Genomic DNA, 21,845 nt, shown 5'->3' with positions numbered 1-21,845 from the left:
CTCCGGAGTCGGGTGGGGTGTTGGGGCCTTGGGTTGGCCGGCATGTGGTGGGTTGCAGGCCGATGGCGACGGCCATGGCGCTTTGGTTTTGGCAGGCGGTAACTCCGGAATCGGGTGGGGTGTGTGCGCCCTGACCGCTGTCAGACTGACCCGTCGACGGCGAGACGGGTGCACTCTGGTTCGCGCTGGGGTCGGTGCCCGGGGAGCTGTCCGGGGTCTTACCCTCGTCGGCCGCCGGAGTGGAGGTAGCGCATGCCGGAGGGTTGTAGCCACCTTGCTGAAAGCAAGCGGCACGGGCGGTACCGCTTGAAACGACGCCGCCGGCGACGCCGAGTCCGATGACGAGCGCCAGGATCGTCGACGCGTTACGCACCAGCGCAGGGAGCGCTGTCGCATCATGGGGTTGACCGATGATGAATCGTGACTCCCATTGGTAGCGGGACTTGTCGACCCACGATGTGGGAAGGAGATCGTTACTCACTGCCGCATACCGATGGCCCGGAGGTGGGTGACGAGCCGAGACGACGGCACCGGGGTAGCCGGGCGGAAGCCGATTCCCCCGGTGCCATCACGTCACTCGGTGTATCGGATGAGCAGGTCGGGCTGGCCACGATCCGCGGTCCAGCTGATGTACTCCCTTTGGTCATGAGTGCAGAACATCTGGATCTCCTCGGAATGGGCCAACCGGAGTTCGCGTAGCTTGGCCAGTGTTGCCACCCGACTGGTGTAGTCGGTCTGGAACGCAATCTCCAGGGGCAACCCCGGAGCGTGGTCGAGGAAGTTCATCTCGTGATCGAAGTACGAGTCGCCGGCGTGCAGCGACCACTTGCCGTTCTCCCGATACGCGACGCCGCAATGCCCGACTGTGTGGCCATGCAGGGGAACGAGTTTCGCGTCCAGCACATCCGGAAGGTCCAGGGTGCGGGCCGGCAGGCCAAACCAACGCTCATCAGTCGGCCCGTACGTCTTGAACCGCGTCTGATGAGACACCTGATAGGGCATGTAGGGGCCCCTCTGCTGTGTGCCGTCGTAAGCCGCCAGCTCCTCGGCGGCGACGTGCACGACGGCGTTGGGAAAGTCGTGCAGCCCCCCTACGTGATCGTTGTCCAGGTGTGTGACGACGATGTCGGTCACCTGAGCGGGTTCGATCCCGCGCGCCTGCAGGCGGTGCAGCGCGGTCAATCGCGGGTCGATGAGAATGCCCAATTTGAACAGCGCGTCCGCGCCGAGGAGTTTCTGCGGGTTGTCCATCTCTTGCGTGCCGAACCCGGTGTCGAGCAAAATGACTCGATCACCGATGTGGAAGATCACGCAGTGGATGGACATCGACGTCGTCGGGGTATGCGCCAGCGGTCCCATCAATCCGAACGTCGTGTGCTCGATCTTGACTTTGAGTGTCATCTCATTCTCCTTGAACCGCTCAGGCCACATCGGGTTTGGGAATTTGGAAGGCGTTGAGCAGCGAGCAGGTGAGCAGGTAGAGCCCCACCAGGTAGACGAGGTCGACCAACGTTGCTGATCCGAAGTGCTTTTCGGCGTCTCGGTACAGGTCGTCGTCGACCTTGTACTCGCGAGTGAGTTGGCGTGCGAACTCGTGCGCCAGGAGCTGGCCGGGAGTCAACTCGGGGGGCGTCTCGCCGCGGCAGAGACCCTCGATGGCGGCCTCGGGAAGACCGACCGTGCGTGCCACGGCCGAGTGGGCGTACATCTCGTAGGGTGACTTCCAGATGGCTCCGACTGTGAGGATCACGACTTCGTGGGTTTGCTTGTCCAGGGTGGTGTGCGTGGAGTCGGCGTGCATCCATGCCAGGAAGCCTGGGGTGATGCCGGTGCTGTAGAGATAGGGGTTGAAGGGACCGATGAGCTTCCCGTCGTCGGTCATTCCTCGGAAGCCGTTGCTGTCGGCCCACGTGATGAGGGTCGAGCGCATGGTCTCGTAGAGGTCTTTCTGGGTGCCGCTGAGCGTGGCCGGATCTATCAGGGGCAATCGCCCGCCGAGTGCGGATTCGTGGTTGGTCATGATGCGTCCTTTTGGAATGTGTCGTGGCGGCGGTCAGGCCTTGAGCGTGTCATCGAGCCAGTTGAAGACGACTTCGTCCTTGTAGGCCAACGCTCCTGACTGGCAATGGTTTTCGGCGCCGTCTTCTTCGTGGAACGCCACGAAGGTCTTGGGTGCCTTAAGCGTCTCGTACACGTGCTCGGGCTGCCCTTTGAAGAACAGGTCACCGTCGGCCTTCATCACCAACGTGGGGCTGGTAATGCGTTCGACCACGTCGCGATCCAACGACAGCTTCTTGCTGAAGACGGTGAGGTCGTAGTACGACTTCGCTCCACAGCTGAACAGGCCCTGGGTGAAGGTCCACCGCACCTGGGTGTTCGCTTCCATCGCCTTGCCCACGAGCTCGTTGAAGGTCGCTGCGTCCTCGTCGTCGAGTGCCTTCTTCGCCTCGGGTGTCAAGATGCCTACGATGCAGTCGTAGAAGCTCCAGACCCCGTCGAAGAGGATGACGGCCTTGAATCTCGGCTCGAAGGCGGCTGCGCGGGCGGCGAGATACCCGCCGAGGCTCATGCCCTTGAGCGCCAGGCGATCACCGTCGACGTCGGGGCGCGACAGAACGTAGTCCACGGCCGGGGTGACGACCTTCTCCCAGTCGTGCCGGAACACCAGTTTCTGTTCACGAAGCGGCATGCCCTGGCCGGGGCCGTCGAAGGTCAAGCAGTTGTAGCCCCGACGGACGGCGGCCGCGGCGGCGTAGTAGTAGAGCTCTTCGAGGCTCGAGTCGTAGCCACCGTGGAAGATCAGCGTGGGGCGTGGCTCGTTGGACTCGTCGGCCTTGTAGAAGTAGCCGGGCAACGTCGTTCCCTCGTAGGGGATTTCGACCGGCTCCCAGGTCGGGCCCATCAACTCGGCCGCCTTGGCGTAGGTCTCCTGAGAAGCCTTGGAGTCGGCCATGATCCGCGGGTCGTCGGGGGTGCCGTGCAGGTAGAAATCCGCCATCCGGAAGTAGCTCGACGCGCGCAGCAGGGCTTCTCGAGCGCTGACCAGGTGGCCGGTGGACAGGTACTCCTTCGCGCGTCCCAGCACGCGCTCGCCGCGGGCGTGCCAGCCCTCGTACCAACTCTCGAAGTCGCCTTCGGTGATGTTCTCCGCGGTGGCGAAGAGCTCACCGATGTCAGAACCGCCGTAGTACACGAAACCCAAATTGCGGACGAGTTCGAACGCGAACGAATCGTCCTTGAAACCGACCTTCATGGCTTTTCTCCTTGAGAGCAATTGTCGAGTGATGTGAGTGGACGGTCCTGCGCGGGTGGAACAGCCGACTGCACTGCACTGTACAGTCGCGTCGGAGGCGTGGACAAGGGTTACGAGCCCTCGGGTTTGCGTTTTCCCGCTGTCCGCCATGGCGTGTTACGGCTAGCCCTACCTGCGGCCGCAGCCCCACCGTCTTGGCGTCAGCCAGTCGCTCGCGTGCGGCGGGATCCGGCCATGCGCGTCGGTGCAGGGATGTCCATCGAGAACCGGAGGCATGCTAACGCGTCGCATCGCCGAGCGGGGTAGTCGTTGAACATGGCTGAGGGACAAGGCAATCGGCACCGGGGATGAGTGTGGGTGTGGTCAGTCGGCGTGTGCTGTCCATTGCGGCCGGACACGCAGCAGCATCACCGCGACGATCAGCGCGACCGCGGCCGACGGCAGAAACGCGATCGCCCCCACTTTCGCAAAGCCGACGGCTCCGAGGGCGGCCCCGCTGACGAAGAAGAGCCATTGACCGAAATCGGCCACGGCATCGAGTGTGCCGCCAGCCAACCTCGTGGCCAGGGCTCGCCCGAGCCGCACCAGCGTCCCGGTCACCATCGTGCCCACCGGGGTGCCCGCAACCTGGTGCAGCACGGCGTTCTGAATACCCATCGCCAGGACGGTGCACAGGAAGGCGATGAAGACGGCGGCGGAACCCAGGTCGGCCGGCAACGAGACGGCAGCCGATCCCGCCGCCGCGAGCAGCAAGCCCTCGCCGAGCAGGAGGTAGGCGCTGCTGAGCCTGCGGACGCGGTACAGCACCAAGTGACCCATGGCCACTCCGCACACGAAGAGCAACTGTGCGCCAAGGAATTCCAGAACCGACGACCAATTCCATTGGCCCAGTTGGACACCGGTCTGGGTGGCATCCCCGCTCATGAAGGACACGTACAACCCGGTGAAGAGCAGGAACCCGACGGCGTCGGTGGCCCCTGCGATACCCATGAGTACCCAGCTGAACCACACTTGGCCGCGGGCGTCGGACCACGTGGGCGAGGATTTGAACACGGTCGAGTCCTCTCAGCCCCTTACGAGGAAGGTCCCAGGCACCGGCCTGACCGATGCGCGCGGTGGATCAATTGCGCTGGACGTCGGGAACAGTCGTAGCGCCGCCTGGACGCGACATGTGGCTCGTTCGGCAGACCGGCGTCTACTCGAAGGCGTCGTCATGAAGTACTGCGCTTAGCTCGGCGGTCCGGCTGTAGTCGACGGCAACGTCGATCACGGTGACTCCCTCGCGGTCGAACGACTCGCGTAGTTCCGTCCGGAAGTCGCTGAGCGTCCTCACCCGTATGCCCGTGGCGCCAAATGCATCTGCGTAGGAGACGATGTCGTAGTCGCCCAGCTCTACGCCGTTTGCCCGACCGTATTTGAGGACCGCCTCGAACTTGACCATGTCGTAGGAGTTGTCGCGCATGATGACGTGGGTGAACTTGAGTCCCAGGCGGTGGGCCGTCTCCAGCTCCTGAGCGCTGAATAGGAAACCGCCGTCGCCGGAGACCGAGACGATCTGAGTTCCGGCCCGAAGCATCGATGCGGCCATGGCCCATGGAAGTGCCACGCCCAGCGTCTGTTGACCGTTGGAGAACAACAGGTGGCGGGGCTGGTAGGTCCGAAAGTGTCGGGCGAGGTAGATGTAGTGCGTTCCGATGTCGCTGGCGAGAGTGGCGTCGTCATCGAGCAGTTCCCGCAGGGCCAACACGAGGGCTACCGGGTCCACCGCCGCCGTGCCTTCTGTTTCGTCGGAGTCCGGGACCTCGTCGAGGCGCTGCAACACGGCGCGCTGTTCGTCGACGATCGCCGCAGCCGGTGCGGCCAGGCGCAGGTCGGTCAGCCGCGGCGTCAGCGCGGCCACGGTCGCCGCGATGTCGCCTCGGAGCTCCTCGACCGGCTGGTAGTCGTTGTCCCAGTCCGGCAGCGTGGAGTCGATGTGCACGACGTTGCGACGGACGGGTTCGGTGTTCCAGAGCCGGGGATCGTATTCCACCGGGTCGTAACCCACGGCGATGACAAGGTCGGCATGGCTGATGACGGTGTCGCCTGGCTGGTTTCGGAAGAGTCCGAGACGGCCGAGGTAGTGCGACTCCAGCGCGCGGGAGATGGTGCCTGCCGCTTGGAAGGTTTCGACGACGGGCAGGTCCGTGACCTCCAGAAGACTGCGAATCGCCTCGCAGGCGGCTGGCTCGGCGGACCGCATGCCGACCAGTAGCACCGGGAAATTCGCCTGCCTGATCCGCTCGGCGACCGAGGCGACGGCATCGGCCGGCGCCGGCCCAAGCCGGCCTGGAGCGGCGACACGGGACACCACGCTGCTCGTGTCGGCCTTGGCGACGTCCTGCGGAAGGATCACCGCGGTGGCACCCTGCGGGACGCTCACGGCAGCTCTGAGGGCGTTGGCCACCGCTTCACCGACGTCGTCCGGATCATCCACCTCGGCAACGAATTTGGTGAACGGTCGCAGTGCCTGCACCGCGTCCATCGACTGGTGGGTTCTCTTGAGCCGATCGACACGATCAACCGCTCCGCAGATCGCGATCAGTGGATACTGCTCGGTGTTGGCGGTGAGGAGGCCGGTGGGCAGATTGCTGGTGCCAGGCCCCGAGGTGACGAGAACCGCGCCGGGGGTGCCAGTGAGCCGCCCCACCGCCGCGGCCATGAATGCCGCGTTCTGCTCGTGGCGGCAGACCACCAACTCCGGGCCGCCGTCGAGCAAACAGTCGTAGACGGCGTCGATCTTGGCTCCAGGAACACCGAATATGTAGCGCACTCCGAACGCGTCGAGCGCATCGACGACGCGCTGTGCGGACCGCGCGGTGGACAAGGTCATGACGTCTTCCTCTCGATCATCCCCGAAAACCCCAATGCCGCACCGTCCCAACCCGATCCGCGTCGAACGTCCCGTCGACCACACCGCAAGCACTTCGGTTCGTCACGACGCCAGGTGACCATCGGCCGTCCACTCCAGGATCTCCTGCACGTGAGACGCCCACAGCCGGGCATTCGTGAGTGATAGGTGCCCGTCTGACTCCTGGCTGGTCGGGACCACGACCGCCCTTCCCCGTTCGACGCGCTCGATGGCCCGCTGCAGGACACCGAGTTGGTTTGGGTTGACCTCGTCGTCTTCGAAGTTGACCGCGAGGAGCGGCGCAGTGATCTCGGCCAGCCGCGCGCTGGGGTCGTAGTCGAAGGACGCCGCGAACTCCCAGATGGCGTCGTTGGCATCCTGGTGCCGCACAGCGTTGTCGGCTTCCTGTCGCACACGCGCATCCGCCGTCGCGATCGAGTCGATGGTGCCCTCCAGTGCCGCGACGCCGTGCGTCATCAACCCGAGGATGTTGAAGACAACCCCGACTGAGCCCGGCTGGGTGTCGTAGGCGCCGTCCTCGTAGGCGGGGTCGGCGCGGATGGTGTCGATGAGCAGGCGCCGGTACAGCAGATTGCGGCCCCTCACCGGCTGGGGCAACGCGGCAATGGGCATCAACGCCCTCATCGCGTCCGGATACATCTGGCCCCACATCCAGGTTTGCATTCCGCCCATTGACGTCCCGGCGACCAGGCGCAGTTGGCGGATGCCCAGGTGCCCGGCGACCAGCCGATGCTGTGCCGACACGATGTCGGCGTAACCATATTGCGGAAAGCGGCTTCCCAGCCCGTCACTGGGCTTACTCGAACCTCCGTGCCCCAGCGCGTCGGGCAAGATGACGAAGTAGGTGTCGAGGGCTAGTGGCTGACCCGGCCCGAACAGATGATCAGCGGTACTGGGCAACAGGAACTGGGTCCCGCTGCCCGTGGTGCCGTGTAGCAGCAACACTGCGTTGGTGACGGTGCCGTCGGCTCCGCGTCGGGGCGTGCCCAGCGTCCGATAGTGCTGCGTGACTGCCGACAGTGTCTCGCCGCAGCCGAACCGAAAGTCGGTCAGCGTGACGTGGGCCTCGGTTGCCTGCATGGTTCAGCCGTGCGCGACGTTCTTGTAATGCTCGCTTAGCAGGTCGATTCCGAAGTCTCGGGCCGGGTTTCGCAACACTGAGTGAACGTGGTTGCCCTTGCGTTGGGTGTTGTCGTATTCGTAGAGGAATTCCGTTCCTGCTTGCAGGCGGAAGTAGACCGGGGTGCGGTCGAGGGGTCCGCCCCAGGCGACGTGCAGACCCGCCAAGGGGTCGGCGGCCGTCAGTGCCAGGTCGAGGTGAATGCCGGAGGACGCCGCAGCGACCAGGCCGTGCAGTAGTTGCCGCTGATCGACGGACAGGTCGGAGGCAGACAGGCCCTTGGGCTTGGCGGTGTAGGCCATCAGGCGGTGGTCGGTTTCGGTGAAGCCTGATTGTTGCTCGCCCTCGTCGAAGATGCCGTCGGCCAACTTCAGCAATTCGGGGTCGTCGAGTTTGCCGCGGAACAGATCTCGAGTGACCATCATCTCGTCACCGTCGGAGATCCGGTCCCGGTTTCCGGTCACGATGTCGCCGACGGCACGATCGAGGAGTTGCATCTGCGAGCGCTGCCCGCCGTCCAGTGAGGCGGCGAACTGAAACGCGATGTCTTCGATGCCACCGAGCGGCGAATAGCGTGCACCACCCGGAAGCGGTGCCGAGGCCGGGTCGGCGCCGAGGAAGAACGGGGTGGTCGCCGCGACCTCGCCGTCGATCACCAGGAAGTTGACAGAGAGGTGGTGACCGCCGAAACGCCAACTCCAGGTGTTACTTTCGCGCGGATCGCCGAAGATCCGCAAGTAGTAGCGGTCCGTGTCACGGCCGCGTGGGAAGTCCCACTGAATGCTGAAGTCCTCGTAGAGGTCGAGGATGTTCTCCAGGCCGAGGATTGCTGCGGTGGCGACGTAGCCCTCCCGACTCAAGCCGCTGGCGAGCAACGTCATCGCCAGCTGTCGTTGGTGTGGATCCTGCTGTTCGAGCGTGAGGCCACCGTGATCGGTCGGCACGTAGAAGAACCTCCGACGCTCGCGGTCGGCGTCCTCCCGGGAGGGTGCGGGGAACAAGGCCACGGGAATTTGGCTGTCCGACAGGGAGTTTAGCCATGTGCGGGCTCGATCGACCATCGCACCGGCGATCTCCGGGGCTGGCCTTCCGCCGGCTTTGGATGGCGTGGTAGCTGAGGGGTGCGAGTGCTTGCCAGAGGCCATGCCAGTGCTCCGTTCGATGCAAGGAGTGAAAACTGCTCGGGGCTTCACTTGAGTTGCACTGCACTGTACAGTCGAGCCCTGTCGACACACAAGAGGTACCTCGCTTCACATTCGGATTCCGCATCCGACTACCCGTATAGGATCACCATGACCGACACACGCCCCCACGGACTCGAACCCTCCAGCGACGCACGCAATGTCGCCACGCCGACGGTCTCCGAAACCGGCTTCCCCCCTCCGCCGGGGATCCCGATCAAGCCCGGCATCGGCTCGCCCTGGCTGGGACTGCCAGCCGCCGGTTACACGCCGGATGCGGGGGTGGATCCGGACCACCCCCACGTGTTCCACTTGCAAAGCGCACCAGGCAATTTCATGCCCGGCGGAAGCCTGCAGGGCGCGCACGCAGAAAACTTCCCCATCCTGCGCGGACAGAAGGCAGCGGTCTACCTGGTCCACCTGGCGCCTGGGGGGATCCGCGAGCCACACTGGCATCCAAGCGCCTGGGAGGCCAACTTCATCATTTCCGGCACCACCCGCTGGAGCTTCGTGGGGCCCGACTCGACCCAGGACACCTTCACCGTCAGCGCCGGCGATCTGGTCTTCGCGCCTCAGGGTCACTTCCACTACTTCGAGAACACCAGTGAAACCGAGGACCTCTACGTCGTCATCGTCTTCAACGCCGAAACCACCGAACCGGAGGACGACGTGTCACTGGGACAGTCGATCTCCTCGGTGCCCGCCGATGTCCTGGGCGCCGTGTTCGGAGTCGACGCGTCGTTGTTCGAACAGCTCCCGGTGATCAAGCACCGCAAGCCGGTAGTGCTCAAGCCCGGATACGCCGGCGAGAACTGATCAGCCACGATGCAGGGCTGCCCGGCAAGGGGTCGTGCGCGCTCGCGCGGCTCCTTGGCGGGTAGCAGGCAGCCCCATCGGTTCGTCCGTCACCCTCTACATCACCGAAAGGGATTCCGCGAGATGCACCATCGAGCCCGCGCCGTGAGGGCCCTTGGCGCCGTCGGGGCACTGACTGCGGCCGTCCTCATCGCCGTCACCGTCCTCATCACACCTGGCACCTTCGTTGCGTCCGCTACGGTCGAGCCCTGCCCCGACGTGGATGTGATCTTCGCCCGCGGCACCTTCGAGCCTCCCGGCGTCGGTGTCACCGGCCAGGCGTTCGTTGACGCGCTGCAAGCCCACGTGGCCCCCAAGACCGTCCACATCAGTCCCGTGGACTATCCCGCATCGCTGGACTTCACCAACGGCGCCGGCGCCGGCGTCGCCAACGCCGCCACCCAGCTCACCGACGAAGCCTCGCGCTGCCCCAAGACCAGGATCGTCCTCGGCGGGTATTCCCAAGGTGCGGCCGTGAGCGCCTACGTCACCTCCGACACCGTGCCCGCCAATTTTCCGCTTCCCGAGGGCCTCACCGGTCCACTACCGCCCGAGGTGGCCCGGCACGTTGCCGCGATCGTGCTGTTCGGCAAGCCCTCCGCCGGGTTCCTCGACTTCCTGGTCCACGGTGCCCCGCCGATCGACATTGGCCACCTCTACGCGGCCAAGACCATCGAACTGTGCGTACCCGAGGACCCGGTCTGCTCACCGTCGGGCAATCAACGAGGCGCCCACGGGTCCTACGCCACCAACGGCATGGCCGAACAGGCCGCCGACTTCGCCGTCCACGCGATGGCGCGGACCTCTGAGCCGTGATGATCGACGGCCCAACTCGCAACCGACCGAGACGGTCCCACGGTGACGCCACCACAGAAGTAGCCCATCGCCGAGATCCCTCCATGGCCACCCGTCCCGCGTCGGCTAGGGCCTTCACCGGCGTAGGTGCCAAGACCAGCAGAGCTGCGATACGACGATCGTCGCGGACCGCCCAGGCCGCAGCGGGACTACATGCAGGCCAGGACCAGAGCGAAGGTGGGATCATGGCGTGGCAGCCACGCGCAGCGTGCAAGGGGCTGCCACAAGAGATCTTCTTCCCACCGGAAGGCTTGCGCGGGCGCAGTCTGTCGCACCGCGAAGACGATGCGAAACGGATCTGTCACTCGTGCCCGGTCATCGACGCCTGCAGGGCACACGCCCTCGATACGGCCGAACCGCACGGCGTCTGGGGTGCAACCACCCCGATAGAACGGCAACGTCTGATCCAGGCCCGCATCCGAGCCCGCACCTCGATGGCGCCCATGGTCGGCGACGTGCTCCCCCCGAGGGGCATCCGGCGGTGACCCCCACTCGCTCTGGCCACCGTGGCGCCCGATCGCGATCACCTCGGGATCGACACCGCTAGGTACTGTGCAACGCGATGCGCTCGCACCCGGTGGTCGGACATCGCGGTACACAGCCCGCACGCGACGCTCACGCTTCAGAAGGCTGCACAATCGCACATCAGCGGCTCTCGTCGCGGCCGGGTGCCGATCCTTCTCGGGCACTCGAACGGTGATCGAGTGCGGTGACCGCGTCTACGACGAGGTGACGGAACCAGCGGTGACCCCTGTCGTGATCGACGCGGGGGTGCCATGACATGTAGTAGGGCAGCGGGCTGATCTCTGGTGGGAGGTCGAGCACACGGAGCGTTTCGCCGTACCGGTCAACGAAGTCGGGCAGCGTCCGACCGGGCGTTGACAGCACCAGATCGGTGCCGGGCAGCGCTGCGGGAGCCGTTCCGTGGTACGGCATCGTCAGCCCCGGGCGGCGCCGTTCGCCTCGTGCGGACAGCACGGCATCGATCGAGGGCTGTAGTCCGTCCTTCATGTCGATCATCAGGTGGCGGGCGGCCAGATACTCGTCCAGACCCAACGACGTTCGTTCGCACCAGGGATGATCGTGCGCGACGACGCCCTTCATGGTGTCGGTGAAGAGCAGCTCACTGCGAAGGGGCGGACGAACGTGGATGCCCGAGAAGACGACGTCGACATCACCGTTGGAGAGGGCCTGCATCGCGTTGCCGTGCCAAGGGAAGAATCGCAGTGAGGCGTTCGGGGCAGAGGACATCACCGTGGAGAACAAGTCGGTGCCGAACGCCGCGATCGCGTAATCACTTCCAGCCATTCGGAATTCGCGGGCCTCACGGACTGGATCGAACTCGCGGTTCAAGAACATATCCGAAAGCCGCGGGACGATCTCGCTGAGCTCGACCTTCAGCTGTTCGGCGGCGGGGGTGAGTCGATATCCCTCGTTGGCGCGTACCAGTAATTCGTCGTCGAGGGTGCGGCGCAAGCGCTGCAACGCACGGCTCATCGCCGACTGGCTCAGGCCGACCGCGTCCGCAGCGCGGGAGACGCTTCGCTCATCGAGCAGCATCACCAGTGCAGGAATCAGATTCAGGTCCACACGGCTCAAATGCATGCGTTGGTCGGCGCGGCTCACGGGGCCCCGTCCTGGTCTGTTGCGGTGACCTTCATCGACGGGATTGCACGGCGCGCATATCGTGAATCACCAATCTGCATGTCGTTCAGATCGTTTCCCGCGCCGCGAAATGGCAGGCTAATTCGCGTCGGAGCTGTCGTTGGAGCGCATCGTCGCTGCACAGTCGTCGAGGAAGGGATGCACTGTCGTGCCATTCGTCAATTCGAAGGTTCCCGCCGGCAGCATGAGAGACGATCAGAAGTGAAGTCCGACCCCCCAAATCGGTTCTCACCGACGCGGCGGCCATGTGCTTGCCAGGGCAGTGTTTGGAGCCTGGATGACGACAGGGATCGCGGTCAAGTGGGCGCCTTGCCGACCCTGACAGATGACGAGCGCGGCAGCATGCCGCGGCGCAGCCAGGCCGCGGATTCCCCCTCGATCGGCGCCCGTTCGACGCACGCGGGCTCGCGCTCGCGGTTCCCCCGGCACGACGTACCGTGGCAACACGCCGCGGGTCCATCCCGCTTTGGGCGCAGAGGTCATGACACCAGAAGCAATTCGAGGCGAGGCCATCTTGGCCGTCGCAGCGCAGGTCTTCCTCGCACACGGCTACGAGCAATCCAGCATGGATGAGATAGCGCTGGAGGCCGGGGTGGCGCGGCGAACGTTGTACAACCAGTTCGTCAGCAAGAAGGCGCTTTTCGACGCCACCATGGCGCGAATGTGGGACGCCACCCCTTTGGACGCGGTGATCGAAGCGACCGCGCAGGTGCGGCCGCCCGAGGACGTCTTGTTCTCCATCGGGCGCACGATTGCGAATTTCTGGGCGCCACCGGAGGCGGTGGCCTTCATGCGACTGGTGATCTGGGAAAGTGCGCGATTTCCAGAACTGGGGGAGAGTTTCATGCAGTCCGGCCACGAGCCGGTGCGGCAAGCGGTCAACCGGTTCGTGCAACAGCTCAGCCGTGAAGCCGAATTCCACATTGACGACCCTGACTTGGCCACCGCGCAGTTCGTCGACGTGATTCTGGGAGAGGTGTTGCTGAGTCGTCTGGTTGCCACGTCCACGGTCGCGCTCGACCAGGAACGCTGCGACTACGTGGTGCGCGAAGCCGTGGCGTTGTTCATGACTCGGTATCGCCATCACTCGTGATGCCGGATGATCGGATGGGGTGGGCCGCGGGTGTCGTTGCCGCCGAGGTGTTCTCGTTGGTCGCCGATGTTGCGAACAACATCGAACACGGCGAACGTGCCGATTGCGAACTCCGCTCATCATGGCCGTCTTCCCTTCAAGGTGTGGTGATGGTGTGTGGGGTGGCTTCGGGTCGGCATCTTCGGACTGCGCGGTACGCGAACCGCGACTCGCCGGCGCCACGGCGCCTTGTACCGTGAATCCGCCTGCCGTATACGAGATCCGGCAATTACGCTCCGCAAGGAAGCTTGGCCGTACGGCCGCGTTCTGCCCCGGCGAACATCGGTGTCGAGGTCACCGCGAGGTGCGCGCGCAGGAAGTTGCAGTGGAGTGGTTCAGGTTGAGGTGCAGATCCGAGGGCGGGCTGATCTCGACGCGGGCGGGTCATCTCGAATCCTGAACTAGTCCGCCGCAAAGGTGCTCACGTCGTACCCGTTGGTACCCGGCGTGACGCCTTCTGCTCGTCGAGGACGATACGCGCCAGTTCTTCGCCGCTCCGCGATCGTGACAGTGGGCGGGTCTTGCGTGGTGACGGTGCGCTCCCGATCGCAGTCACGCCCAGGGCTGATTCTCTGCAGACATGCGCACGTCGGAGGGTCAGTCTGGAGCCTCCCAACGTTGCGAAATGGTCGATCGGTGGCCATCTGGCTCACCTAGTCATGCACTGTACAGTACAGTGCAGCCAGTAACCTGGAAAGCCTCCCCGCGACATCCGATGCACTGGCGTTCGACGGCCCGCGTCTGTCGTCGCAGCCCCAGAGCGAAATGTCATCCGCTACTTGACGTCGACAGCAAGGCGGTCGCCACGTGAACCTGATCCTCGAACTGCTTCGTCCGTACCGATGGGCGGTGGCGGGGATCCTCGGGGTTTTGATGGTGCCTCGTTGGCGGCTGGCCGGTATTCCGGCTGGGGGCCAGCGTGACTGACGGAGAGCACCGCGACACGAAGAATTGCACCGTGGGACAGCGCATGACGGACACCGGGTCGGCGACGTCGGTGGGGACCGCCCGCAGCGGCGGCGTTCGAGGGGTCTTCGGCGTGCGGAACTACCGGAGGTTCGTGTCAGGGCAATCGCTGAGCCTGATCGGGTCCTGGGCCGAGACCATTGCGCTGGCACTACTGGTGCTTCAACTGACGCGCTCGCCGCTCGTCCTCGGACTCGTCATGGGCACCCGATACCTGCCCGTACTGCTGGCGACGCCGTACGCGGGATTGATCGTCGATCGCAGCAACAAACAGCGTGTGCTGATGTTGACCAACGCGGTACTGGGTCTGACGTCGCTGAGCGTGGGCGTATCGGTTCTGGTAGGCACGATCGCGCTATGGCAGATCTTCGTTGCAGCGGTGATCTTCGGTGCCATGACCGCGCTGGACAACCCCGCGCGAATGGCGCTGATCCCGGAACTCGTTGACAAGCAGCTCATTCGGCCGGCGATCACGGTCAACAGCACAATGGCCAACGTGGGACGGGCACTGGGACCCGCCGTCGCGGCTGGCTTGATCCGCTGGCACGGCATCGGATGGTGCTACCTGTTCAACGCTCTTACCTTCGGTTTGGTGGTGGTCGCACTCGCGGCTCTCGACAAGCGCCGACTACACGCGGTTGCACCAGTCGGCCGCGGGAAGCGCCAGCTGCGTGAAGGACTGGCGGTCGCTCGCTCGAACCGTGACATCGCAGGACCGTTGGTGATGATGGCGTTCGTCGGAACGTTGACCTATGAGTTCGAAACCAGCCTGCCGGTGTTTGCGGAACAAACTCTCAGAGCGGGTGTCGACGGATATGCCTGGCTGACGACGGCGTTCGGGGTGGGCGCCGTCCTAACCGGCTTGCTGATTGCCCGATGGCCCGTCACGGGCTTGAGCCGCATGATCCGGGTGACGGTTTTGTACGGCGCAGCGATGCTTCTGCTGACGGTCAGTTCGGGACTGCAGGCAGCGCTGGTGTCCGCGGGGCTCGTGGGCAGCGCGAGTATCGCCTTCCTGACGACGGGGAACAGCACCATCCAGCTCGCGGCGCCCCCGCAGATGCGCGGCCGCGTCACCGGTCTGTGGACGATGGCGTTCATCGGATCCACTCCAATCGGCGCCGTCATCATTGGTGCGGTCGCGCATCGATTCGGCGGACACGCCGGCCTGGCCACGGGTGTGATCGGATGTGCACTCGCAGTCGTCCTCGGCTTCGTAATAGACCGTCAGCGGATCACTGAGGCGGGTCGTGGATGACCGCCGCGGATCGCCCTACTTGCCGCGGTGGCCGTTCAACCCCTTCGTCGAGGAGCGACGGCGGTAACGGGAAAGGAACAATGCCACCGCTTCACGCACCACGTAGTCGCATCGCTCCTCGTCGACGACGGTCGCCGTCGACGAGTCGACCAGTCGACCCAGCAATACCTCACCCAGAATGACGTCGATGAACTGCGCGGCGGCGAGATCAGGATCATCGATGCGGAAGCCACGGTCACCGCTGAGCCGTTGGACGTACTCCGTTACCGCACGCCGAGCCGGCTCCCTGCCATTGTCGAAAAAGCTCTCGCTGACCTCCGGAAATCTCGAACTCTCCCAAATCACCAAACGCATGAACGCCACCGCCTCCGGCGGCGCCCAGAAGCTTGCGATCGTGCGACCGATCGAGTACAGCACCTCTTCGGGCGGCCTCACCGCGGCGGTGGCGGCGATGATCGCGTCCAGCGGCATGCGATCCCACATCTGGGCCATCGTGGCGTCGAAAAGTACCTTCTTGGCACCGAATTGGTTGTACAACGTTCGCCGTGCGACCCCAGACTCCAGCGCAATCTGGTCCATGCTGGACTCTTCGTAGCCGTGAGTGAGGAACACTCGAGCGGCGGTGCGCAATATGGCCTCGCGGGTCGATCCCGCGTCGAGCGGAGACGATGAGGCGCCTAGGCCAGCTCGAGTCATGCCCACACGATACTTCGCGCGGCCTATACAGTCCGTTAAGGGCAGCAATTTGCCGGGCGGGGCGCGCTCGGCGGTCGGGGGGCGGTTCCGGCGCCGTCGCTGTGCGTCAGGTCACCTTGCCAGCATCGCCTTGGTCAGGATCCTCCCGCCCATGCCCCATCCGCCGTCGACCACCTCGTCCACGAGGACCATCACGTTGGACCTGGCCCGGTCGCCGTAGACACCGACGAAGAGGTCGGTAACACCGTCTACCAGTCCCTTCTTCTGTTCGTCGGTCAAAGTACCAGCGGGGACTTTGAGGTTGGCGAACGGCACGGCGTCACGTCCTTTCCTCACTCTGCGGCAGCCCAAACTCGGAATGCCTGGCCACCAGCTTGCCTCCCGACGGCCCGGGTGTCACATGCACATTCGCGATCCAAGGTATGCATCGCGTGCAACTAGGACGGTGTAATCGCCCGAGCTGCAGAGCAATTCGCCGATGCCTCCGAGCACTTCACCACGGCTTCCAACCGACGACGTGCCCGGCACGTTCATGCGAGGGTCTGTTCGAGTGACTTGGAGTGCTATGTGAACGACCGCGCAAGCACCCCACCGACAGCGGTCACTCGGTCGACCCTGGGTTGGTCCGCGGCCGCATCGAACGTCGGTGGCCCTGAGCGAGGGTGACGTTCGTGCCCAATGGGGCACCATCCACGAGTGGGTCTCGACACCATCCGGTAGCCGGTCGGATGGTGTCGCCCGAGGTCAGGGACGTTCGACCTCGTCTGAGATCGGGTGGGCGGCACCCGACCGGCGGTACCGGGCGATGAACAGTTGCACCGCTTCCCGCACCAGATAGTCGCGCCGGTCCTCGTCAACGGGAACCTTCGACGGGGCAAGCATCCGAACCAACAGCAGCTCACCCAAGATGACGTCGATGAATTGCGTGGTCGCCAGGTCGGGGTCATCGATGCGGAAACCACGCTGCCGGCTGAGTCGGCGCACGTATCGGTTGACCGCGAGTCGAGCAGGACTTCGCCCCTTGTCCATCAGGCCATGTCCGAGTTCGGGGAAACGTGGACTCTCCCAATACACCAATCGGAGAAATGCCACCGCGTCGGGCGGTGCCCAAAAATCTGCGATCGCCCGCCCGATGGCGAACAAGACCTCTTCGACCGGACCCTTCTTGGTCGTCGCATCGACGATGGAGTCCAATGGCATGCCGTCCCACAGCTGGGTCATCGTCGCGTCGAAGAGTGCCTTCTTGCTTGCGAATTGGTTGTACAAGGTACGCCGCGCCACCCCGGCCTGCAGAGCGATCTCGTCCATGCTCGACTGCTCGTATCCGTGCGCTAGGAACACCTGACCGGCCGTTCGCACGATCGCATCGCGGGTCGACTCCGGTTCGATCAAAGGGGCAGGCACGGCAGGATTAGCTCGCGGCATTCTTGTACGTTACGTCTCGCAGCAGGGCACGACCCACTTCAAGAGCGAAGTGTCAGGCACCGCCTGAAGTCAGGGGCACCCTTGGGTCGAGACGGTGGCGTTCGACCATGGCGATCCTCACCAGGCAGAAACGCGTTGTTCACCAGACCGAGAACATCGCGCCGCCCTGCGCGCAATTTGACCCAAACGAGGTGCCCGTTGCGGTTGCCGCGCGTGCGCGTATCACCGGTTGCCGCGGACGCCGTCGATGGCGAGGTTCACCAGTCGGGCACCATCGGCTGGGGCACATTCGGCGGCCAGCGCGATGGCGCTGACGAGGGTCAGCAGATCGGTGATGGTGACGTCGGGTCTAACCCGTCCCGCGTCCCTGGCGCGGTCCAGCAGGGCCGCACCCGCGTGAACCAGCGTCTGGTGACACACGCTGCTGGCGCGTTGTTTCTGATCACCGGACTGCAAAAGCGCGGCGGCCAGCCCGCGGGTCGCCGTGCAGTAGTCACCGACTGACCGCAGCCACGCGAACAGGGCGTCGGGACCGCTGTCACGTAGAAGATCGTCGGCTAGCGCACGAAGGTCGTCGATGCCGCCAGCGAACACGGCGTCCAACAGCGCCCAGCGCGAGGAAAAGTGCCGGTGCAGCGTGGCCGAGCCGACGCCCGCCGTCCGAGCAATTTCCTCCAGGGACGCCTCGGCACCGTCCCGCAAGAACACCGCGGCCGCCGCCTCGACGATGCGCCGATAGCTGCGTTGCGCATCAGCCCGCGACGAGCGAGGCGCTGAGCTCTGGGGGCTCGTCATCGGCTACGGCTCCAAGGTGTTGCGAAAACGGGGGCGTCCTCCGTATCGTAGCGGAGATCTAAAATGGGGTGGCACCCCATTTGCTTTGAGACGAGAGCCACGAGGGCGAAGATGACCACTGGACAACGCGTGGCCCAATACGACCGATACGGGCCACCCTCGGTTCTCTACGTTGCGACGGCGCCGATTCCAACCCCGAAGCCCGGCGAGGCAGTCGTGCGCGTGCACGCCGCCAGCATCAGCGGGGGAGACGTGACAGCGCGATCGGGCGCGATGCGGATGGTGACCGGGCGCAAGTTCCCCCAACGCACCGGTGTGGACTTCGCAGGGGTAGTCGAACATTCCGCTGGCCCCACGGAATTCCGTGTCGGCGATGCGGTGTGGGGTGTGATGCCGCACTTCGAGTTTGGCAGCGTTGCGCAGTACGTGACCGTTCCTGGGCAGCGGCTCGCGCGGGCGCCGGTGAACGTGGCGCTTCGAGACGCTGCTGCCCTGCCCGCCTCGGGAACCACGGCCATCACCGCGCTGAAGGACAAGGCGCGGCTGCGCGAGGGGGAACGGTTGCTGGTTCGGGGTGCCAGTGGCGGGGTGGGATCGGTGCTAGTGCAACTCGGCAAGGCGCTTGGCGCGAACGTCACCGCCCTCGCCGGCGGTTCCAGCCTGGAATTCGTCCGCAGCATCGGAGCCGACGAAGCACATGACTACCGGACCACCGGTCCCAGCCAACTAGGTCGATACGACGTCATCGTCGACGTGGTGGGCACCGACCTGGGCGCCTACCGGCACCTCCTGACCAACGGGGGACGGATGGTGCCGCTGGCCTTCGACGCCGCGCATCTCAGCCGCTCCATCCTGATCACCATGGGGTGGACGGCCGTGCACCCACGCTCGTTCCTCCCGTTCAGCAACAATCCGACGCGAGACACGCTCACTGCGCTGTCAGGCCTAGTCGAGGCCGGCGCGGTGACCCCGATCGTCGCGCAATACTTCTCACTCGACCGTGTCGCCGAGGCTCACCAAGCACTCGAACGTGGCGGCGTCCGAGGCAAGTACGTCGTAGAGACGACGTAGGCGGCTCGGGGTTGTGTGGGGACACGACGAATGGTGCACAACCTCGTGCAGTCACCCATGGCCGCGGGGGATGGCCGGGATCAAACTTGGGTGCAGACCTGAGGCGGCGCGGATGTGTCGCAGGTTTCGAGAGGCGGAGCCGGCATGGACGCGATCAACGAACTCGACAGACTATCGAAATTGTCTCGGCGACAGATCCTGTTGGCCTGCATCGCAACCGCGGCTATCTGCCTTGAGTTTCTCGACTACTTCTTGATCGGGTTCATCGTGACCTTCGTATCGGCCTCTTGGCACCTGACCTTCGGACAATCCACCGTGATTCTCCTGTCCTCGGGGATCGGAGCCGTTGCCGGAGCGATCTTCTTCGGGCGTCTCGCCGACCGGATCGGCCGTCGACCCGTGTTCTTGATGACCGTCGCGGTGTTTACGATCGCCACCGCGGCCATGGCCCTGACCCCGGACAGTGCATCAGTGGGCTGGATCTACCTCGCACTACTTCGTGTCGTGGTGGGATTCGGCGCCGGCGGGCTCTACGTCGTGGACCTACCCATGGTCCAAGAGTTCATGCCGGCAGCAAAGCGCGGGCGAATCACCGGCTACGTGACCGCCGCTGTGCCCCTTGGTTTCCTGGTGGGCTCGCTAATGGTGTGGCTGTTGTCGGATGCCATCGGCTGGCGAGGCATCCTCTTCATCGCCGGGGCGGCGGGCCTGTTCCTCCTGTTGATGCGGCTGACCGTTCCCGAGTCACCCCGCTACCTGGCTCGGAGCGGACGCTTGGACGACGCGCGTCGTTCCGTCGCCTGGGCTCTGGACGTCGACCCGGAGACCTTGCCCCACAGCGCTGCGTCTTCCGACGACCGGGTGCGAGACGACGCCCAACCGAGTGTGCGTGAGCTCTTCGCCTACCCCCGCAGCGTGTGGCTGTCCACGATCACCAACCTCGGCATCCAGACCGGGCTCTACGGCCTCGCGCTGTGGACTCCGACTCTGTTGGTGATGGTGCTCGGTGTGGCACCAGCCCAGGCAGGTCTGTTCATGGTGTTCATCACCCTTGGAGCACTCGCCGGACGGTTCACGCTCTCCCACCTCTCGGAGACCAGGGGGCGCCGCTTTACCGGCATCTTCGCAGCGTTCGCAGCGGCCTGCTTCATCGTCCTGGCCGCGCTGGCTGGCGACGCGTACGTGGGCGGCGTCGCGGTGTTCCTCATCGCCATGATCGTCGTGTACTTCTTCGCCGAGGGTGGGTTCGCCGTCGTGGGGCCGTACTCGGGTGAAGTGTGGCCCAGCCGACTGCGCAGCACTGGACTCGGATTCGCCTATGGCGCAGGCGGACTCGGCAAGATCATTGGACCACTCGGGCTCGGGCTCATCGTCGGGTCGAACAATCTCATCAAGCCTGAAGCCTCCACCACCGACCTGCTCCCGGCGTTCGCCTACTTCGCGGTGTGGTACGTGCTGTGCGGGTTGGCCTTCGTCCTCCTGGGCTTCGAGACTCGCGGGAAGAACCTGGAAGCCCTCGACGCCGAGATCGAACTGAGCAGGCGGGGTCACCGGGTCGAACGGCGCCGTCCGGCAACGAAACCCTGACAGCGATCACCACCGAACCGGCCCGAATTGGGCAGGTCCCACCGCCCTGCCCCAGGGGCATTGGCCATTCCACCGGACTCTAGGAGACACGATGACCCAAACCACATCAACCTCAACCGAGGTCGCCGACAGTGCTGTCGCCCTCGTCGACGAACTCTGCCTGCGGTATCGGAACTGGGGCAGGTGGGGCACCGATGACGAACGCGGCACCCTGAACTTCATCACCCCTGAGGTTCTGGCCCACGCGGCGACCCTGGTCGCGACCGGAGAAGTGGTCTCCTGCGCGTTGCCCTTCAACAGCGACGGCCCGCAGTCCGGCGGCTTCGGCGGCCGGACGAATCCCGTGCATTCGATGCTGCAGGACGGCGGTGACATCGCACTCGGCGCCCAGGATCACCTCGATGTTCTGCGGTACTGCGACGACGCGGTCTCCATGCCGCTGCAGTGCGGGACACAGTGGGATGCGTTGGCCCACATCTTCTATCGCGGACAGATGTACAACGGCCACGGGCTCGAGAAGGTGACCAGTACGGGCGCGACAGTCAACGGGATCGACAAGGTCGCCGACGGGATCGTGGGCCGCGGAGTATTCCTCGACATGGCGCGTCACCACGGCGTCCCGTGGCTGCAACCGGGACATTCGATCAGCAGCGCGGATCTGACCGACTGTGCACAGCGACAGGGCGTGCAGATCCGCAGTGGCGACATCGTGCTGATCCGGACCGGGCAGATCGCGCAGGTGCGCGCGGAGGGCACCTGGGGTGAGTACGATTCCGGGCCCGCACCCGGCCTCGGCGTGGACAGCGCGCATTGGTTCGCCAAGCACGAGATCGCCGCGCTGGCAACCGACACCTGGGGCGCCGAGGTGCTGCCGAACGACACACCGGGCGTGTTCCAGCCGCTCCACCTGATTCTTCTCGTCAACGCGGGCATGACGATTGGTGAGATCTTCGACCTCGAACGCTTGGGCGCCGCGTGTGAACGGACCGGGCGCTACGAGTTCTTCTTCACCGCGCCGCCCCTGCCCATCACCGGAGCGGTCGGGTCACCGGTCAACCCCCTCGCCATCTTCTGA

21 protein-coding genes are annotated in these 21,845 nt (G+C 64.9%); 8 read left to right on the top strand and 13 right to left on the bottom strand.

The features are described 5' to 3' along the window. From ABW137_RS20055 to ABW137_RS20020, 8 genes are all read right to left on the bottom strand, one after another. On the bottom strand, positions 1 to 481 hold a 481-nt coding region (locus tag ABW137_RS20055), incomplete at its 3' end, for a hypothetical protein (RefSeq protein ID WP_526403179.1). Between the two features lie 92 nt (positions 482 to 573). Beyond that, positions 574 to 1,401, bottom strand: coding sequence for an MBL fold metallo-hydrolase (locus ABW137_RS20050; RefSeq protein WP_526403177.1), 828 nt, complete (start codon positions 1,399 to 1,401; stop codon positions 574 to 576). A 19-nt stretch (positions 1,402 to 1,420) separates the two neighbouring features. Beyond that, positions 1,421 to 2,020, bottom strand: coding sequence for a carboxymuconolactone decarboxylase family protein (locus tag ABW137_RS20045; protein WP_526403175.1), 600 nt, complete (start codon positions 2,018 to 2,020; stop codon positions 1,421 to 1,423). A 33-nt stretch (positions 2,021 to 2,053) separates the two neighbouring features. After that, positions 2,054 to 3,253: an alpha/beta hydrolase family protein gene (locus ABW137_RS20040; protein ID WP_526403173.1), complete on the bottom strand. Its 1,200-nt coding sequence runs from the start codon at positions 3,251 to 3,253 to the stop codon at positions 2,054 to 2,056. 363 nt (positions 3,254 to 3,616) lie between these two features. Next, on the bottom strand, positions 3,617 to 4,306 hold the full coding sequence (locus tag ABW137_RS20035) for a YoaK family protein (RefSeq protein ID WP_526403171.1): 690 nt from the start codon (positions 4,304 to 4,306) through the stop codon (positions 3,617 to 3,619). 142 nt (positions 4,307 to 4,448) lie between these two features. Then, positions 4,449 to 6,125 (bottom strand): acetolactate synthase AlsS, encoded by a 1,677-nt coding sequence (gene alsS, locus ABW137_RS20030; protein WP_526403169.1) that lies wholly within the window; start codon positions 6,123 to 6,125, stop codon positions 4,449 to 4,451. A gap of 102 nt (positions 6,126 to 6,227) precedes the next feature. After that, positions 6,228 to 7,244 carry an alpha/beta fold hydrolase gene (locus tag ABW137_RS20025; protein WP_526403167.1) on the bottom strand — a complete coding sequence of 339 codons (1,017 nt, stop codon included), beginning with the start codon at positions 7,242 to 7,244 and terminating at the stop codon, positions 6,228 to 6,230. 3 nt (positions 7,245 to 7,247) lie between these two features. Further along, positions 7,248 to 8,345 (bottom strand): DUF3500 domain-containing protein, encoded by a 1,098-nt coding sequence (locus tag ABW137_RS20020; RefSeq protein ID WP_526403165.1) that lies wholly within the window; start codon positions 8,343 to 8,345, stop codon positions 7,248 to 7,250. Positions 8,346 to 8,576: 231 nt separating this feature from the next. Here ABW137_RS20020 and ABW137_RS20015 point away from each other — a divergent pair, with 231 nt between their 5' ends. The 3 genes from ABW137_RS20015 (at position 8,577) to ABW137_RS20005 (ending at position 10,660) form a co-directional block, all read left to right on the top strand. Then, the gene (locus tag ABW137_RS20015; protein WP_526403163.1) at positions 8,577 to 9,281 is read left to right on the top strand and encodes a cupin domain-containing protein; all 705 of its coding nucleotides are present in this window, start codon (positions 8,577 to 8,579) and stop codon (positions 9,279 to 9,281) included. Between the two features lie 123 nt (positions 9,282 to 9,404). Further along, on the top strand, positions 9,405 to 10,136 hold the full coding sequence (locus ABW137_RS20010) for a cutinase family protein (RefSeq protein ID WP_526403161.1): 732 nt from the start codon (positions 9,405 to 9,407) through the stop codon (positions 10,134 to 10,136). Further along, positions 10,136 to 10,660 (top strand): WhiB family transcriptional regulator, encoded by a 525-nt coding sequence (locus tag ABW137_RS20005; RefSeq protein WP_526403159.1) that lies wholly within the window; start codon positions 10,136 to 10,138, stop codon positions 10,658 to 10,660. The genes ABW137_RS20010 and ABW137_RS20005 overlap by 1 nt, the downstream gene beginning before the upstream one ends. A 160-nt stretch (positions 10,661 to 10,820) precedes the next feature. Here ABW137_RS20005 and ABW137_RS20000 read toward each other — a convergent pair whose 3' ends face one another. After that, positions 10,821 to 11,801 (bottom strand): LysR substrate-binding domain-containing protein, encoded by a 981-nt coding sequence (locus ABW137_RS20000; protein WP_526403157.1) that lies wholly within the window; start codon positions 11,799 to 11,801, stop codon positions 10,821 to 10,823. 520 nt (positions 11,802 to 12,321) lie between these two features. Here ABW137_RS20000 and ABW137_RS19995 point away from each other — a divergent pair. Together ABW137_RS19995 and ABW137_RS19990 are read left to right on the top strand one after the other, a co-directional pair. Next, on the top strand, positions 12,322 to 12,933 hold the full coding sequence (locus ABW137_RS19995; protein WP_526403155.1) for a TetR/AcrR family transcriptional regulator: 612 nt from the start codon (positions 12,322 to 12,324) through the stop codon (positions 12,931 to 12,933). A 1,009-nt stretch (positions 12,934 to 13,942) separates the two neighbouring features. Further along, positions 13,943 to 15,196, top strand: coding sequence for an MFS transporter (locus tag ABW137_RS19990; protein WP_526403153.1), 1,254 nt, complete (start codon positions 13,943 to 13,945; stop codon positions 15,194 to 15,196). Positions 15,197 to 15,211: 15 nt separating this feature from the next. Here ABW137_RS19990 and ABW137_RS19985 read toward each other — a convergent pair whose 3' ends face one another. From ABW137_RS19985 to ABW137_RS19970, 4 genes are all read right to left on the bottom strand, one after another. After that, complete coding sequence (locus tag ABW137_RS19985; RefSeq protein WP_526403151.1) at positions 15,212 to 15,892, bottom strand: TetR/AcrR family transcriptional regulator; 681 nt, start codon at positions 15,890 to 15,892, stop codon at positions 15,212 to 15,214. A 111-nt stretch (positions 15,893 to 16,003) separates the two neighbouring features. Further along, positions 16,004 to 16,207 (bottom strand): tautomerase family protein, encoded by a 204-nt coding sequence (locus tag ABW137_RS19980; protein ID WP_526403149.1) that lies wholly within the window; start codon positions 16,205 to 16,207, stop codon positions 16,004 to 16,006. 429 nt (positions 16,208 to 16,636) lie between these two features. Further along, positions 16,637 to 17,317: a TetR/AcrR family transcriptional regulator gene (locus tag ABW137_RS19975; RefSeq protein ID WP_526403147.1), complete on the bottom strand. Its 681-nt coding sequence runs from the start codon at positions 17,315 to 17,317 to the stop codon at positions 16,637 to 16,639. A 222-nt stretch (positions 17,318 to 17,539) separates the two neighbouring features. After that, entirely contained in the window at positions 17,540 to 18,112 is a 573-nt protein-coding gene (locus ABW137_RS19970) for a TetR/AcrR family transcriptional regulator (protein WP_526403145.1), read from the bottom strand. A gap of 111 nt (positions 18,113 to 18,223) precedes the next feature. Between ABW137_RS19970 and ABW137_RS19965 the strand changes: the two genes are divergently transcribed. From ABW137_RS19965 to ABW137_RS19955, 3 genes are all read left to right on the top strand, one after another. Continuing rightward, complete coding sequence (locus ABW137_RS19965; RefSeq protein ID WP_526403143.1) at positions 18,224 to 19,183, top strand: NAD(P)-dependent alcohol dehydrogenase; 960 nt, start codon at positions 18,224 to 18,226, stop codon at positions 19,181 to 19,183. A 144-nt stretch (positions 19,184 to 19,327) separates the two neighbouring features. Beyond that, positions 19,328 to 20,770 (top strand): MFS transporter, encoded by a 1,443-nt coding sequence (locus ABW137_RS19960; RefSeq protein ID WP_526403142.1) that lies wholly within the window; start codon positions 19,328 to 19,330, stop codon positions 20,768 to 20,770. A 91-nt stretch (positions 20,771 to 20,861) separates the two neighbouring features. After that, positions 20,862 to 21,845 (top strand): cyclase family protein, encoded by a 984-nt coding sequence (locus ABW137_RS19955; protein WP_526403140.1) that lies wholly within the window; start codon positions 20,862 to 20,864, stop codon positions 21,843 to 21,845.

The organism is Mycobacterium sp. (assembly GCF_040509115.1).
Taxonomy (GTDB): domain Bacteria; phylum Actinomycetota; class Actinomycetes; order Mycobacteriales; family Mycobacteriaceae; genus Mycobacterium.
The sequence above is the reverse complement of the archived record's forward strand: the minus strand, read 5'-3'. Positions and strand labels throughout refer to the sequence as shown.